Annotated in this window: 15 protein-coding genes and 1 riboswitch; of the genes, 6 read left to right on the top strand and 9 right to left on the bottom strand. The window is 73.7% G+C overall.

Going from position 1 to position 15,504, the window contains the following annotated elements:
• Positions 1-4: 4 nt before the first annotated feature.
• Positions 5-994, top strand: a complete 990-nt coding sequence (gene rfbB, locus BJ968_RS05350; protein ID WP_179749882.1) for a dTDP-glucose 4,6-dehydratase — start codon at positions 5-7, stop codon at positions 992-994.
• A 104-nt stretch (positions 995-1,098) separates the two neighbouring features.
• On the opposite strand, the gene BJ968_RS05345 is transcribed toward rfbB, so the two are convergent.
• Positions 1,099-2,040 (bottom strand): glycosyltransferase, encoded by a 942-nt coding sequence (locus tag BJ968_RS05345; RefSeq protein ID WP_179749880.1) that lies wholly within the window; start codon positions 2,038-2,040, stop codon positions 1,099-1,101.
• A 220-nt stretch (positions 2,041-2,260) separates the two neighbouring features.
• A complete protein-coding gene (locus tag BJ968_RS05340; protein WP_343077841.1) occupies positions 2,261-3,886 on the bottom strand; it encodes a dolichyl-phosphate-mannose--protein mannosyltransferase in 1,626 nt (541 codons plus the stop codon).
• Between the two features lie 106 nt (positions 3,887-3,992).
• Between BJ968_RS05340 and rsmI the strand changes: the two genes are divergently transcribed.
• The 4 genes from rsmI to BJ968_RS05320 all read left to right on the top strand — a co-directional run bounded on the left by rsmI (position 3,993) and on the right by BJ968_RS05320 (position 8,701).
• Positions 3,993-4,871 carry a 16S rRNA (cytidine(1402)-2'-O)-methyltransferase gene (gene rsmI / locus BJ968_RS05335; protein WP_343077840.1) on the top strand — a complete coding sequence of 293 codons (879 nt, stop codon included), beginning with the start codon at positions 3,993-3,995 and terminating at the stop codon, positions 4,869-4,871.
• 117 nt (positions 4,872-4,988) lie between these two features.
• A complete protein-coding gene (locus tag BJ968_RS05330; protein WP_179749876.1) occupies positions 4,989-6,197 on the top strand; it encodes a right-handed parallel beta-helix repeat-containing protein in 1,209 nt (402 codons plus the stop codon).
• A 56-nt stretch (positions 6,198-6,253) separates the two neighbouring features.
• Positions 6,254-7,441 carry a glycosyltransferase 61 family protein gene (locus BJ968_RS05325; RefSeq protein ID WP_179749874.1) on the top strand — a complete coding sequence of 396 codons (1,188 nt, stop codon included), beginning with the start codon at positions 6,254-6,256 and terminating at the stop codon, positions 7,439-7,441.
• 93 nt (positions 7,442-7,534) lie between these two features.
• Entirely contained in the window at positions 7,535-8,701 is a 1,167-nt protein-coding gene (locus tag BJ968_RS05320) for an amidohydrolase (RefSeq protein WP_218885521.1), read from the top strand.
• A 15-nt stretch (positions 8,702-8,716) separates the two neighbouring features.
• Here BJ968_RS05320 and BJ968_RS05315 read toward each other — a convergent pair whose 3' ends face one another.
• On the bottom strand, positions 8,717-10,336 hold the full coding sequence (locus BJ968_RS05315) for a sodium:solute symporter family transporter (RefSeq protein WP_179749870.1): 1,620 nt from the start codon (positions 10,334-10,336) through the stop codon (positions 8,717-8,719).
• Complete coding sequence (locus tag BJ968_RS05310) at positions 10,333-10,686, bottom strand: DUF485 domain-containing protein (protein ID WP_179749868.1); 354 nt, start codon at positions 10,684-10,686, stop codon at positions 10,333-10,335. Before BJ968_RS05310 ends, BJ968_RS05315 begins: the two co-directional genes overlap by 4 nt.
• A 202-nt stretch (positions 10,687-10,888) precedes the next feature.
• Here BJ968_RS05310 and BJ968_RS05305 point away from each other — a divergent pair, with 202 nt between their 5' ends.
• Positions 10,889-11,788, top strand: coding sequence for a diacylglycerol kinase family protein (locus tag BJ968_RS05305; protein ID WP_179749866.1), 900 nt, complete (start codon positions 10,889-10,891; stop codon positions 11,786-11,788).
• A 13-nt stretch (positions 11,789-11,801) separates the two neighbouring features.
• On the opposite strand, the gene BJ968_RS05300 is transcribed toward BJ968_RS05305, so the two are convergent.
• The 5 genes from BJ968_RS05300 to BJ968_RS05280 form a co-directional block, all read right to left on the bottom strand.
• Positions 11,802-12,467: a methionine ABC transporter permease gene (locus tag BJ968_RS05300; protein ID WP_179749863.1), complete on the bottom strand. Its 666-nt coding sequence runs from the start codon at positions 12,465-12,467 to the stop codon at positions 11,802-11,804.
• Positions 12,468-12,469: 2 nt separating this feature from the next.
• A complete protein-coding gene (locus BJ968_RS05295) occupies positions 12,470-13,489 on the bottom strand; it encodes an ATP-binding cassette domain-containing protein (protein WP_179749861.1) in 1,020 nt (339 codons plus the stop codon).
• A complete protein-coding gene (locus BJ968_RS05290) occupies positions 13,486-14,433 on the bottom strand; it encodes a MetQ/NlpA family ABC transporter substrate-binding protein (RefSeq protein WP_179749859.1) in 948 nt (315 codons plus the stop codon). Before BJ968_RS05290 ends, BJ968_RS05295 begins: the two co-directional genes overlap by 4 nt.
• Positions 14,434-14,500: 67 nt before the next feature.
• A riboswitch (SAM riboswitch) is annotated at positions 14,501-14,611 on the bottom strand.
• Positions 14,612-14,695: 84 nt separating this feature from the next.
• On the bottom strand, positions 14,696-14,887 hold the full coding sequence (locus BJ968_RS05285; protein WP_179749857.1) for a DUF1737 domain-containing protein: 192 nt from the start codon (positions 14,885-14,887) through the stop codon (positions 14,696-14,698).
• A complete protein-coding gene (locus tag BJ968_RS05280; protein WP_179749855.1) occupies positions 14,884-15,498 on the bottom strand; it encodes a DUF7711 family protein in 615 nt (204 codons plus the stop codon). The genes BJ968_RS05285 and BJ968_RS05280 overlap by 4 nt, the downstream gene beginning before the upstream one ends.
• Positions 15,499-15,504: the final 6 nt, after the last annotated feature.

Below are 15,504 nucleotides of genomic sequence, written 5' to 3'. Positions count from 1 at the left end.
CCCCATGAGACTCCTGGTCACGGGTGGTGCAGGTTTCATCGGCAGTCACTACGTCCGCTCGGCCCTGACGGGGGTGCACGGGGCCACGGGGATCGATTCGCTCGTGGTGCTCGACAAGCTCACCTACGCCGGGAACCCGCGGAACCTGGACCCGGTGGCGGACGACCCGCGGTTGCGGCTGGTCGAGGCGGACATCACCGACGCCCCCGCGGTGGACGCGCTGGTGGCCGAGGCCGACGTCGTGGTGCACTTCGCGGCCGAGAGCCACGTCGACCGCTCCATCGACGGCGCGGCGGGTTTCGTGCGCACGAACGTCGTGGGGACGCAGGTCCTGCTCGACGCGGCCGTGCGGCACGGCGTGACCAAGTTCGTGCACGTCTCCACCGACGAGGTGTACGGCACGATCCCGGAGGGTTCCTGGCCCGAGGACCACCCGCTGGAGCCGAACAGCCCCTACTCGGCCTCGAAGGCCGCCAGCGACCTGCTCGTGCGCTCGTTCCACCGCACGCACGGGTTGCCGGCGTGCATCACGCGCTGCTCGAACAACTACGGCCCGTACCAGTTCCCCGAGAAGGTCATCCCGCTGTTCGTCACGAACCTCATGCGCGGGGGGACGGTCCCGCTGTACGGGGACGGCCTCAACGTGCGCGACTGGCTGCACGTCGACGACCACTGCCGCGGCATCCAGCTCGTCGTGGACGGCGGCCGCCCCGGTGAGGTCTACAACATCGGCGGCGGCACGGAGCTGACGAACAAGGAGCTCACCGGCCGCATCCTGGAGGCGTTCGGCGTCGGCTGGGAGAGGGTCCGCGAGGTCGAGGACCGCAAGGGGCACGACCGCCGCTACTCCGTCGACATCTCGAAGATCTCCCGCGAGCTCGGCTACGCCCCGCAGCACTCCTTCGACGAGGGCCTGGCCGAGACCGTCCAGTGGTACCGCGACCACGAGGACTGGTGGCAGCCGCTGCTGAAGCGCGTCGCGACCGCCCGCTGAGGGAGCCCGCCACGGCGCCGGCCCGCACGTCGGTTCCCCCCCGGGGGACCGACGTGCGGGCCGGCGTCGTCACGGCCCCGCTCACAGCGCCGGCGGCCGGGCGCTCACAGCGCCAGCGGGCGAGCGTCCTCGCGCAGGCAGACGCTGCTGCCCGCCGCCAGGTCCAGGTCGTCGAGGCGGACCTCGTCGGCCTCCCGGACCACCGCCAGCCCGCGGGTGCGCAGCATGCCCGCGATCTGCTCCTGGTGGTCGTCGACGTGCTCGGCGAACTCGGCGCGGCGGGGGATGAGGACGGGCAGCTTGCCGGCCTGCAGGGCCTCCAGCGCCACCCCCGTCCCGGCGTGCGCGATGACGAGGTCGGCCTCGCGCATCGCGGCCGACAGCTCCTGGGCGGGGACCGAGGGGCGGGCGTCGAGCACGGGCAGCCCGGTGGTGTCGGTGGTCCCGGTCTGCCACAGGACCTCCGCGCCGAGGTCCTGCAGGATCGGCGCGACGTGCTCCACGAGGCGGCGGAAGCCGTAGGTCCGCGACGTGCCCAGCGACACGACCACCTTGGAGACCTTGCGGCCCTCGGGCAGGCGGACGGGCTCCCAGCCGTCGAAGACCGAGCCGGCGTACTTCCACTTCTTGGAGGCCCAGGAGGCGTTCTGCGTGTAGAGCTCCACCCCGGGGATCTTCGACAGCAGGCGGCCGGACAGGCTGGGCCCGTGGGTGCGGGTGGCGCTCTCGATGTAGTAGCTGGGCTTGCCGTGCAGGCGCGCCTGCGGGAGCACCGAGACCGCGAGGCTGGAGCCGGTGCTGACCACGGCCGAGACGCGGTTGCGGCGGAACAGCGGGGAGGTGAGCACCGCGTTCTGCACCGCGGCCTTGAGGTCGCGCGTCGGCCCGGGCTTGACCCACGTCACGTCCTCGCCCTCGAGGAGCGACTCCGACTGGGGGGTCGGGACCGTGACCCACCGGAAGGTGTCGGCGATGGGCAGCCGCTTGGCGAGCGACTTCAGCTGGGCCAGGTGTCCGCCGTCATTGGCTACCAGGAGTGCAGTCATGGGGCGTCCTCAGGCTCGCGGCCGCCCGGATGGGCGAACCTGTAACGTGCCGCACCCTAGCGACTGCGGTCGGTGACCGCCAAGAGGAGTCCGTCACACTTCCGCCGTACCCGCCTCACCGAAACGGCTCCGTCACGAGACCGGAGCGTGATCCACAGCGTGGTCCAGGTGTGGTCCAGGGCGTGCCCGACGGGGTGTCCCGGGGCCTGCCGCGGGACCCTCAGACCCAGCTCGGCAGCCACATCCGCCGGCTCCAGGACTCGTACGGGATGACCTGCGCCGTGTACACCGGCCAGAAGAAGGCGAAGCACGCCACGCACAGCACGACGACGGTCCCGGCCACCGCGGCGCCCACGCGGCGCCGCAGCAGGGCCGACTCGACGCTCACCCCGCGCTGGAGCACCGCCGTGCTCGGGTCCGGCCCCAGCACCAGCCCCAGCAGGTGCACCACGGCCAGCACGACGAACGGGACGAGGACGACGGCGTAGAACGTGAAGATCGTCCGGTGCTGGTACTGGAACCACGGCAGGTACGCCCCGGCGTACCCGGCCAGGACCGCCCCGGCCCGCCAGTCGCGGGCGAAGGCCCAGCGCAGCAGCAGCACGGCCAGGGCCACCAGCCCCACCCACCACAGCACGGGGGTCCCCAGCGACGTGATCGCCTTGGAGCAGTTGTCGACCGGGCAGCCCTCCACCCCCTGGGCCTTGGCCTCGTAGAAGAAGGACGTCGGCCGGCCCTGCACCAGCCACGACCACGGGTTGGCCATGTACGGGTGCGGGGTGTCGAGCCCGACGTGGAAGGTGTACGCCTGCTGGTGGTAGTGCCACAGGCTGCGCAGGGCGTCGGGGACGACCGCGCCGACGCCGCGGGAGGGGTGCTGCGCCCCCCACTGCCGGTCCCAGCCGGCCTCGCTCGCGAACCAGCCCGCCCACGTCGCCACGTAGGTCACCACCGCCACCGGCACCAGCGCCGCGAAGGCGCCGATCCCGTCGCGCCAGACCGCCGCCGCGAACCACGGCCGCACCCCCACCGCCCGGCGCGCGCCCGCGTCCCACAGGAAGGTCATCAGCCCGAAGACGGCCAGCACGTAGACGCCCGACCACTTCACCCCGCAGGCCAGGCCCAGGCTGACCCCGGCCGCCAGCCGCCAGCCGCGGAAGCCGGTCCGCGGGCCCAGCCCCGCCGTGCCGTGGCGCGCCACGGCCACCGCCAGCCGTTCCCGGGCGTGGTCGCGGTCCACCAGCAGCAGCGCGAAGGCCACCAGCACCCACCACATGAGGAAGACGTCGAGCAGGCTCGTGCGGCTCTCGACGAAGTGCTGGCCCTCGAAGGCCAGCAGGACCGCGGCGGTGACCCCCAGCAGCGTGGAGCGGAACAGGCGCCGGGCCACGCGGCCGATGAGCAGGATCGACAGCGTCCCGACCAGGGCCGCCGAGAAGCGCCAGCCGAAGGAGGAGTCGGCCCCGAACAGCCACTCGCCGACGGCGATCATCCACTTGCCGACCGGGGGGTGGACGACGAAGTCGCCCGTGGTGCCGAACACGTCCGGCGTGCCCGCGGTGAACAACGCGTCCGGCTCGCTGATCGCGCCGTCGTTGCGCAGCTCCACGCCGTGCCGCAGCAGCGAGTACGCCTGCTTGACGTAGTAGGTCTCGTCGAAGACGAGCTGGTGGGGCCGCCCGAGGCCGAGGAAGCGCAGGAACCCGCCGATCGCGGTCACGACGAGCAGCGGGATCCAGCCGCGCCGCCAGGACTCCCCGGTGATCTCCGAGCTGCCGCCCAGCAACCGTTCCCGCACGTCCGCGACCCGGGTGGCCGGCGCCGCGGGCGTGCCCAGCGCGCTCACCCGGCGTTCCCCCGCGACAGCGCTCCGTACCCGGCCGGCTGGTCAGCGATCACCGCGCCATCGTAGGCGCGGCGGTCCGCCGCGGGCGTGCGGCACGATGACGCGCGTGGACCCCACGCGCGCGACCGGCCGGCTGGTGCTCGCCGGCACCCCCATCGGCAACGCCGGCGACGCCACCCGGCGGCTCCTGGACCTCCTGGAGACCGCCGACGTCGTCGCGGCCGAGGACACCCGGCGGCTGCACCGCCTCGCCGCCGCCCTGGAGGTCAGCCCCCGCGGGAAGGTCCTCAGCTACCACGAGCACAACGAGGCCGAGCGCACCCCCGAGCTCGTGGCGGCCGTCCGCGGCGGCGCGACCGTGGCGCTGGTCACCGACGCCGGCATGCCGTCGGTGTCCGACCCGGGGTACCGGCTCGTGCGCGGCTGCGTCGAGGCCGGCCTGCCCGTGACGGTCGTCCCCGGGCCCTCGGCGGTGCTGGCCGCGCTCGCGGTCTCGGGCCTGCCCAGCGACCGGTTCTCCTTCGAGGGGTTCGCCCCGCGCCGGCCGGGGGAGCGGCAGCGGGTGTTCGCCGCCCTCGCCGGGGACGCCCGCACGCTGATCTTCTTCGAGTCCCCCCACCGCACGGCCGCGACCCTGGAGGCCATGGCGCAGGCCTTCGGCGCGGACCGGCCGGCGGCGGTGTGCCGGGAGCTGACCAAGACCTACGAGGAGGTCGTGCGCGGCCCGCTGGGGGACCTGGTGGCCTGGGCCGGTGCCGGGGAGGTGCGCGGGGAGGTGTGCCTCGTGGTGCAGGGGTCCTCCGGGCGCCCGGCCCGCTCGACGGCCGAGCTCGTCGAGGAGGTCGCCGGCCTCGTCCGCGACGGGCACCGCATGAAGGACGCCGTGCGCGAGGTCGCCGGGCGCGAGGGCGTCCCGTCACGCGAGTTGTACGACGCCGTCACCCTGCGGCGCAACGGAGGGGATTCTGACGCCTCCCGCCGGTGACGGAGGGTAGCGTCACGGGGTTTCACCCGTTCGCCGTACCGGACCGGACGACACAGGTGACAGCGGCCCCCGACGAGACATCGAGGACACACCCGTCGTCGATGCCCGGAGGTCACCGTGAACCCCTCACGCACCCCCCGCTCCCAGCGCAGCACCGGTCCCGCCGCCCGCCTGACCGCCCGCCTGACCGCCCACCTGACCGCCACAGTGCTGGCCGTCGCGACCGTCGCGGCCGGCACGGTCGCGGCGTCCGCCCCGGCACAGGCCGCGTTCAACCCGTTCATGACCTACCAGGGCACCTCCGTCAACAACGCGCGCATCCCCGCGACCGTCGTGGACATCGCCACGAACACGAACGTGAAGTTCGACCGCGGCACGTACTACGTCGACGACGTCCTCAACGGGACCCTCGGGGCGGTCACGACCACCGGCGGCGTCTACACCGGCGACGGGGACGTCGACCTCACGGGCCACCTCGGCACCGTCAAGGTCGTCGCCAAGCTGTACAGCGGCAAGTACATGGTCCAGTCGGTCGTGAAGTACCTGCGCGCGGTCCCGCTGGAGACGACCGGGATCCCCGCCGGTTTCCCCACCGCGGACACCACCGGGGTCCCCGACGGCACGGTCCTGCAGCCCTCGACCGACCTCGACATCTGGGAACCCGGCGCGGTGCTGGACGGCCTGGACGTCCAGGGGTGCCTGACCGTGCACGTCCCCGGCGTGACCGTCCGCAACTCCCGGATCACCTGCCAGGACGCGACGCTGCGCGCGGTCGCCCTCACCGACGCCCCCGGTTTCGTCATGGAGGACTCCGAGATCGTCAGCGACGGGTCGGCCGAGGTGGCGATCGGCTGGAGCGGGTACACCCTGCGCCGGGTCGAGGTCCGCGGCACGCAGGACGGCCCCCGCCTGGGTGACGACGTGACGATCACCGACAGCTACGTGCACGACCTCGTGCGCGACCCCGCCGTCCACACCGACGCGCTGCAGTCGACCTCGGGTGCGCGGATCCTGGTGCGGCACAACACCCTCGACCCGCGCGTGCAGGGGTCGGAGGACTTCCTGAACTCCGCGGTCCAGCTCGGCACCGAGACCGGGGCCAAGCGGCTGGAGAGCGTGCGGTTCGAGCAGAACTTCTTCAACGGCGGCAGCTACTCCGTCAACGTGTCCTGCGCGGCCAACGTCCAGGACGTGGTCTTCGCCGACAACCAGTTCGGGCACGGGAACCGCTACGGGGCCGCGACGGCGCCGGCCGGGGTCACCTTCACGGGCAACCGGTGGTTCGACACCCAGCACGAGATCGCGGTGGCGCCCGCCGTCTGCTGAGCCGGGGCGGGACACCGCGGTGGTTGAGACCGGCAGGAGGTGGCACTGTCTCCCCCGTGGACGAACGGGTCGGGTGGCGGTACCTGGCCGCGAGCGCGGCGGGGTACCGCCTGGAGGCGCTGCGGTCGGCCGGGCGCGGCGTGCGCGCGGTGGTGGTGCCGGGGGTCCGGCCCCGCGACCTCGCCGGGCCCGGGGTCCGCTACCACCTCGTGGAACCGGCCCGGCGCGTGCGCCTGGCCGTCCCGGCCGAGTTCGACGTCGCCGACCGGTGGGCCGTCCGGCAGCGCGACGTCGGCGTCGTCCCCGAGCAGTTCGTCGCGGAGTTGCCCGGAGCAACTCTCACCGGACGTGAGGGTTGGGTGTTCCACCGCGGCCGGCTCGTCGAGGACCTGTGGCAGGAGGCGGGTTTCCCGGCGCGCACGATGCTGCCGGACCCCCGGTCCCTGCGGCCCCCCGAGCACCTGCCCGGCACGACCGTCACGCTGCTGTCGCCGTGGTCGCCGAACTACTACCACTGGACGGTCCAGGTCGTGCCCCGCGCGCTCGCCGCTCTGCGGGCCCTGCCCGGCGGCGTCCACGAGGTCGACCACTGGCTCGTCCCGGGCCGGGCCCCGGCGTTCGTGCCGCAGTGGCTCGACGCGCTGGGCGTCCCCCCCGACCGCCGGGTCGAGGTCACCGACCCCGGCGCGCACTTCGCCACCGACCGGCTCGTCGCCGCGAGCGTCCCCGGACGCAACCGGTGGGTCTCCCCGCAGGCCGTCGACCACGTGCGGGCCGCCGCGCCGGCCGTCGCGGTCCCCGCGACCGGCCGCCGGCTCGTCGTCCACCGCACCGGGGGGGAGCGCCGGGTCCTGCTCAACGCCGACGCCGTCCTCGCCGGCCTGGAGCAGCACGGGTTCGAGGTCGTCGACCCCGCCACCCTCACCCTCGCCGAGGAGGTCGAGACGTTCGCCGCGGCCGACGTCGTCGTGGGCGTCCACGGGGCGGGCCTGACGAACCTCGTCTTCACCCGCCCCGGCGCCGCCGTGGTCGAGCTGACGCCCCGAGCCCTGGTGTACCCGACGTTCGTCAAGCTGGCCCGGGCGGCGCGGGTGCGCCACCGGGCCGTGGTGGGCTCCGAACCGCGGCTGCCGTGGCCGCTGCGCTTCCCCGACGCGCGCGCCGACCTCGTCGTCGACGTGCCCCGGCTGCTGGACGTCGTGGGGGAGGAGCTGGACCGCTCGGCCGCCGGGCTGGCCGGCTGATCCGCCCGGGCGGCGCGGCGCGACGGTCGCTGCGACAGTGGGCGCGTGAGCACCCCCCCACCCGCCCGGGACGTCGCGGTCGTCGGCGGCACCCTGCTGCGCCTGACCCCGGACTGGGTCGGTCAGCGCGAGCACGGCACCGTCGTCGTGCGCGACGGCCGGATCGCCGCCGTCGGCGACGTCCCCGTCCCCGCCGGGATCCCCGTCCTCGACGCCACGGGCTGCCTCGTGCTGCCCGGGTTCGTCGACCCGCACACCCACCTCGGCGTCCACGCCGAGGGCGAGGGCTGGCACGGCGCCGACGTCAACGAGAAGGGCGAGCCCCGCGGGGCCCGGCTGCGCAGCTGGGACGGTGTCGACCCCTCCGACCGCGGCTTCGCCGACGCCCTGAGCACCGGGGTCACCACCGTCGCCGTGCTGCCCGGCTCGGCCAACGTCGTCGGCGGCCAGACGGCGGCGCTGAAGACGTGGGGGACGACGGTGGACGACATGCTCCTGCGGGCCCCGGTCGGGGTGAAGAGCGCGCTGGGGGAGAACCCGAAGAAGAACGCCGGCGGGCCCACGACGCGCATGGGCACGGCCGCCGCGCTGCGCGACGCCTTCGCCGCCGCGCAGCGGTTCGCGGCCCGCCCGCACGACGACGGGCTGCCGGCCGCGGGCGACGACCGCGACGCCGAGGTGCTGGCCCGCGTCCTGGCCGGTGAGCTCGTGTGGCACCAGCACGCCCACCGCGCCGACGACATCGCCACCGCCGTCCGCCTCGCCGACGAGTTCGGCTACCGGCTCGTCCTCAACCACGTCACCGAGGGCCACCTCGTCCTGGACCTGCTGCGGGAGCGGGGGCTGCCGGCCGTCGTCGGGCCGCTGCTGACCTCCCGCTCCAAGGTGGAGCTGCGCCACCGCTCCCTGGCCGTCCCCGGCCTGCTCGCCGGGGCCGGGCTGCGGGTCGCCCTCACCACCGACCACCCCGTCGTGCCGATCCAGTACCTGCCCGTCTCGGCGGCCTTCGCCGTCAAGGAGGGGCTCGACCGCGACGAGGCCCTGCGCGCCCTGACCCTCAACCCGGCCCGGATCCTCGGCCTGGACGACCGCGTCGGGTCGCTGGCCCCCGGCCTCGACGGCGACGTCGTGGTGTGGTCCGGGGACCCGCTCGACCTCATGTCCCGCGCGCTGCACGTCGTCCTGGACGGGCGGCCGGTGTACCGGTGGGACGCCGGCGGGGAGGTCGCCCGCCCCGACGGGTCCTGGGCGCCCCTGTGAGCCCGGCGGCGACCCTCAGTGCTCCACGGCCTTCTCCGCGCCGGCCCCGGTGAGGCTGCGCACCTCCATCTGCGCCGCGCGCCGCTCGCCGCCGCGCTCGCGGCCGGTGACCGAACCCAGCCACCCGAGCAGGAAGGCCAGCGGGATCGTCACCAGCCCGGGGTTCTCCAGCGGGAACCAGGAGAAGTCCACCGACGTGTCGCGGATCATCGACAGCGACGCGCCCGTCACCGGGTCGACCTTCCCGGACACCACGGGGGAGGAGGCGATGAGCACCAGGCAGGAGATCAGCCCGCCGTACATGCTCCACAGCGCCCCGCGGGTGGTGAACCGCGGCCAGAACAGCGAGTACAGGATCGTCGGCAGGTTCGCGCTGGCGGCCACGGCGAAGGCCAGGGCCACCAGGAACGCGACGTTCTGCCCGTTGGCGAAGATCCCCCCGACGATCGCCACGGCGCCGATGACGACGACGGTCAGGCGCGCCACCCGCACCTCCGAGGCCGGGTCGGCCTTGCCGCGCTTGATCACCGAGGCGTACACGTCGTGGGCGAAGGAGGCGCTGGCGGTGATGGCCAGCCCCGCCACGACGGCGAGGATGGTGGCGAAGGCGACGGCCGCGATGACCCCCAGCAGGACCGTCCCGCCCAGCTCGTACGCCAGCAGCGGGGCCGCGGAGTTCACCTTCCCGGGGGCGGCGAGGATGGCCTCCTTGCCCACCAGGGCGCCGGCGCCGTAGCCCAGCACCAGGGTGAACAGGTAGAAGAACCCGATGATCCAGATGGCCCACACGACGCTGCGGCGCGCCTCCCGGGACGAGGGCACCGTGTAGAAGCGCATGAGCACGTGCGGCAGGCCCGCCGTCCCCAGCACCAGGGCCAGCGACAGCGACAGGAAGTTCAGCCGCGACGTGCCGGTCGCGCCGTACTGCGCCCCCGGCCCCAGCAGCGCCTCACCGGCCGACCCGGGGGCGGCCACGGCCGCGCCGAGCAGGTCGGACAGGTTGAACCCGTACCGGGCCAGCACCCACACCGTCATGACCCCGGCCCCGGCGACGAGCAGGCACGCCTTGATGATCTGCACCCACGTGGTGCCCTTCATGCCGCCGACCAGGACGTACAGGATCATCAGCGTCCCCACGACCGCGATGACGACGTTCTGCCCCGCGGCGGAGTCGATCCCCAGCAGCAGCGCCACCAGCCCGCCGGCCCCGGCCATCTGGGCGAGCAGGTAGAAGAACGAGACGGCCAGCGTCGAGATCGCCGCGGCCAGCCGCACCGGCCGCTCGGCCAGCCGGAAGCTGAGGACGTCGGCCATGGTGAAGCGGCCGGTGTTGCGCAGCAGTTCGGCGACCAGCAGCAGCGCCACCAGCCAGGCCACGAGGAACCCGATGGAGTAGAGGAACCCGTCGTAGCCGTAGACCGCGATCGCCCCGGCGATGCCGAGGAAGCTCGCCGCCGACAGGTAGTCCCCGGCGATCGCGATGCCGTTCTGCGGCCCGGTGAAGGAGCGGCCCCCGGCGTAGAAGTCGGCGGCGGTGCGGTTGCCGCGGCTGGCGCGCAGCACGACCACCAGCGTCACCGCGACGAACACGACGAAGATGGCGATGTTGACGAGGGGTTCGCCGATGTCGGTCACCGCTGCACCTCCGTGCCGCGCGCGACGCGCTGCTCGACCTCGTGCCGCAGCGCGTCCGCGGCCGGGTCGAAGCGCCGGTTCGCCCACCGCACGTACACGGTGGTGATGGCGAAGGTGGAGACGAACTGGCCGAGGCCGAACAGCAGGCCCACGGTGATGTTGGAGCCGCCGACCCGGGTGCTCATGAACCCGTGCGCGTAGTCGGCGAGCAGGACGTAGACGGCGTACCAGACCAGGAACAGCGCGGCCAGGGGCAGGACGAACCGGCGGAACCGCCGGCGCAGGGCCTGGAACTCCGGGGAGGAGCGGACCTCTTCGTACGGGTCGTCCCCGGGAGCGGGAGCGGGCATCGGTGACCTCCTCGTCAGCGTGGTCCGAGGCTAACCCGCTTCCCGGTCCGCTTCCAGACACCGCACAGGCGCGTCGGGCCCGGACCGCAGGACGGCCCGGCGGTGGGCCCGGCGGTGGGCCCGGTGCTGGTCCCGGCGGTGAGTCGGCTGTGAGCCGGGCCACGCCCGGCACCCGCCGGGGTGCTGGTCCGTTGGGCAGCGCGTGAGCGAGAACGAGTTCCTGGCCGTCGTCAACGCCGGTGCGGGGTCCGCGCGCGCCAACGCCGTCGAGGCCGTCGTCGGTGAGCTGGGCCGCGCCGGGGACGTCGAGCTGCGCCGCACCCGCGGCACCGACGACCTGCGGGACGCGCTGCTGGGCGCCGACGGCCGCCGCCTCGTCCTGCTCGGCGGGGACGGGTCGCTGCACGCCGCCCTGCAGGTGCTGTGGGACGCCGGGAGGACCTGGGACGTGGGGCCGCTGGGCATCGTCCCCCTGGGGACCGGCAACGACCTGGCCCGTTCCCTGCGGCTGCCGCTGGACCCCGTCGCCGCCGCCCGCGTCGTCACCACCGGGCGCCCCCGCGGGCTGGAACTGCTCGTCGACTCCCACGGGCGCATCACCGTCAACACCGTCCACGCCGGCATCGGGGCCTCGGCCACGGCCAAGGCCCAGCGGCTGAAGAAGGGGCTGGGGGCGGGGGCCTACCCCGTCGGCGCGGTGTGGGCCGGCATCAGCGCCGGCCGGGGCTTCGCCCTGCGCGTCGAGGTCGACGGCCAGGTCGTGAACCCCGGCGACCGGCCCGTGCTCCTGGTCGGCATCGGCATCGGCGGCACCATCGGCGGGGGAGCGCCCCTCGTGCCCGGCGCCGACCCGCACGACGGCGTCGCCGACGTCGTCGTCAGCACCTCCACCGGCCCGCTGGCCCGCCTCGGGTTCGCCGCGGGCCTGCGCCGCGGCGTGCACGTCGAGCGCCAGGACGTCACGACCGCCACCGGGAAGGTCGTCGAGGTCCACGCCGAGCAGGGCACGTTCCGGCTGAACTCCGACGGGGAGGTCACCGGACCCCAGACGTCTGAGCGCTTCGAGATGCACCCGGACGTCTGGCAGGCCCTGTGCCCCTGACCGGGGCGGTGCGCTACCTCCGCATGACCCCGCGGGCCAGGCGGTTCCCGACGACCTGCCCCACCTGCACGATGACGATGATCGCGGCCACGGCGACGTAGATGATCCCGTAGTCGTACCGCTGCTTGCCGTACGTGATGGCGTAGTCGCCCAGCCCGCCGCCGCCGACCAGACCGGCCTGCGCCGTCATGTCGACGATCCCGACGAAGATGAACGTGTACCCCAGGATCAGCGGGCCCAGGCCCTCGGGGATCACGACGCCGACGAGGATCGCGATCCGCGAGGCCCCCACGGCGCGGGCCGCCTCGACGACACCGGGGTCCACGCTCACGAGCGACTGCTCGACGATGCGGGACACCGCGAACGCCGCCGCCAGCGAGATGGCGAACGTCACCGCCGTCGTCCCGATCGTCGTGCCCACCACCGCGATCTGCAGCGGCGTGATGGCGGCCAGGAAGATGATGAACGGGATGGGGCGCACCACGTTCACGACGAACCCGAGCAACCCGAACACGAACCGGTTGCCGAACAGGTTGCCCGGCCGGGTCGCGTACAGCGCCACCCCCAGGACCAGCCCCAGCACGCCGGAGCAGATCAGGGAGACGACCGCCATGAGCAGCGTCTGCCAGATGGCGTCGCGGAAGACGCCGAACGTCTCGAGGAAACCGCTGAAGTCCATCCTCAGTCCTCCTCGTCGGCGTGGACGCCGTCGGCCCGCAGCGCCTCGAGGGCGGCGTCGACGTTCCCCGTCAGCTCGTACGTCAGCGACCCGGTGCGGCGTTCGCGGATCTCCGACACCCCGCCGTAGACGAGTTCGGCCGTCGTGCCCGTGGTGCGGAACGCGGTGTCGATGCGCTGCTGCAGACCGGGTTCGTCGGTGATGCGGACGCTGACGATCCGGCCCGGGTGCTGGTGGCGCAACCGCGCCAGGGTGTCGGCCGACGGGCGGTCGTGGGTGGCGCTGCGCACGAACCGCTGCGCCGCCGCCGTCCGCGGGTCCGAGAACACGTCGTAGACGTCGCCGATCTCGACGAGCCTGCCGTCCTCCATGACCGCGACGCGGTCGGCGATCTGGCGCACGGCGTCCATCTCATGGGTGATGACGACGATCGTCACGCCCAGTTCGGCGTTGACCCGGCGCAGCAGCGACAGCACCTCGGTCGTGGTCTCGGGGTCCAGCGCGCTGGTGGCCTCGTCGGCCAGCAGCAGCGGGGGGTTCGTGGCCAGCGCCCGGGCGATGCCGACGCGCTGCTTCTGCCCGCCGGACAGCTGCTCGGGGTAGGAGTGCGCGCGGTCGAGCAGCCCGACGAAGTCGAGGAGCTCGGCGGTGCGCCGGTCGCGCTCGGCCTTGCCCACGCCCGCGACCTTCAGCGGGTAGGCGACGTTCCCGGCGACGGTCCGGGACCGGAAGAGGTTGAACTGCTGGAAGATCATCCCGATCTTCGAGCGGGCCGCCCGCAGTTCCCCCTCGGACAGCTTCGTCAGGTCCTGGCCGCCGACGAGGACGCTGCCCGACGTCGGCTTCTCCAGGGCGTTGAGCAGCCGGACCAGGGTGGACTTGCCGGCACCGGAGTACCCGATGACCGCGAGCACCTCACCGGTCCGCACCTCCAGCGAAACGGCGTCGACCGCCGCGACGGAGGACCCGTCGCGGCGGTCGAAGCGCTTGGAGACGTTCTCCAGGGTGATGAGCGCGGTCACTTGCCCTGGGCGGCCTTCGCGTCGGCCTCGACCTTCACCGTCTCCGCCTGCAGGTCCGCGGCGGGGGTGTCCTGCACGACCGCGCTGGGGTTGTCCTGCAGGAAGACCTCCTGCACGGCCGGGTCGTGCCACAGCGCGGCCAGGTCGAGGTAGGTCTCGTCGTCCACGTCGGCCTTGCGGGCGGCGAAGATGTTGACGTACGGCGCGGCCGCGGCGGCGGTCGGGTCGTCCTTGACGATGATGTTCTCGTCGGACAGCTTCGCGGCGGTCGCGTAGTTGTTGTTGACGATGGCGGCGGCGACCGACCCGGACTGCAGGGCGCTGGCGGTCTGGTCGGCGGCGACGGTGGTGACCTTCACCTTCGAGGACTCGATGTCGTTCGTCGTGGAGAACGCGGTGCCGCCGTCCTTCAGCGTGACCAGGCCGGCCTGCTGCAGCACGAGGAGGCCGCGGGCCTCGTTGATGGCGTCGTTGGGGATCGCGACCTGCGCGTCGGCGGGCAGCTCGGCGGCGGACTTCGCGGTGAGGGAGTACAGCGGCAGCGGGTACACGGCGGTCGCGCCGATGGGCTGCAGGTCGTCGTCCGCGGTGGCGTTGTAGTTCGCCAGGTACTGGATGTGCTGGAACTGGTTCAGGTCCAGCTCCCCCTGCGACAGCGCCGGGTTCGGCAGCGTGTAGTCGGAGAAGTTCACCAGCTCGACCGTCACGCCGAGCTTGGACTCGGCGAGCTCGGTGTAGGTCGTCCAGTACGGCAGCGACTTGTCGGCGACGCCGATCTTCACCGTCCTGGCCTCACCGCCGGAGGCCGAGGTGCTGGTGGAGTCGTCGCGGGTGCCCAGGACGATCGCGACGATCACGACGGCGATGACGACGACGGCGGCGATCAGGCCGTAGAGCAGGCCGCGGCGCTTGGGCTTGTCGGGCAGGGCGGGGGCGGTGGACACGAGGACACTCCGGTTGTCGTGCGGGCGGGCGCGCGGCTCGCAGCTGCCGTGATCGACGACGTCCGGCGATCCGCGCTTGCCGGACGGGATCGTCCGGCCAGGTCCTCACCTGGGGCACCCCGCCGCGGGGGAGGGTTGCCGGACAGCCAGCCAGGGCTTCTCGCTGTCACTCATGACCTGCCCGCACCTTAACACCGCCTGTCAGACAGCGGTAACGGTCACGGGTGCCGCAACGGGCCCCCGCCCGGGGGCCGCCGGGCGCTCAGCCCAGGACGTGGGGGAGGACGACGGCCTGGGCGGCGACGGTGCGCCCGTCGGTCGTCGTCACCGACGGGCTGCCGTGCAGCACGTACCCGTCGGCCAGGGCCGCGCTGACCTTCTCGCAGAAGGACCGGTCGTCGGGCCCGGTGAGGAGGCGGTAGGCGAGCTTGTCCGGGACGGTCTCGTCGCTCATGGCCGGAGGGTACCCCTGGCCGTCCGCAGGTCCAGGTACCCCAGCGCGGCGTCGGCCAGGGCGTCGCCGCGCCGTTCCGGCGAACCCGGTGACCACCGCTTCGCGTCGTACTCCGAGGCCGTGCGGCGCAACGCCTCCAGGCTCACGGCGAGCTCGGCGTCCAGGCGGGCGGCCAGCTCGGCCGGCGTCGGCGGCTCGCCCCGCAGCGCGGCCCCCTCCCCGGCGCGCAGCCGCTCCAGCACGTCCGCGTCGAGACCCTCCTCGCGCGTCCAGAACCGCACCGGGCGGTCGACGACGTGGTTCCACACGGGCACCTCGCCGGACCGGAAGAACAGCTGGGCCGGTCTCGTCGCCAGCCCCGAGGCGGCGAGCCAGTGCCCGGCCGCGGGCGGGCGGGTGCCGAAGGCGCACTCGCCCTCGCGGGCGTTGGTCACGAGGGCGACCCGGACCCCGGTGGCGTCGTCGACGTCGTCGGTCCGGGGCCCCAGCAGGGTCCCGAAGACCCACGCCTGGAAGACCCTCAGCCGGACGATCCCCTCGGGCTGGCGGCCCACGTGCGCGCAGCCGTCGGCGACGTCCTGCAGGGTCTTCAGGGCGGTGCTCCACTTCACAGGGGC

The sequence above is a fragment of the Kineococcus aurantiacus genome (assembly GCF_013409345.1).
Classification (GTDB): Bacteria; Actinomycetota; Actinomycetes; order Actinomycetales; family Kineococcaceae; genus Kineococcus; species Kineococcus aurantiacus.
This window is presented reverse-complemented; position numbering and strand designations above follow the sequence as displayed.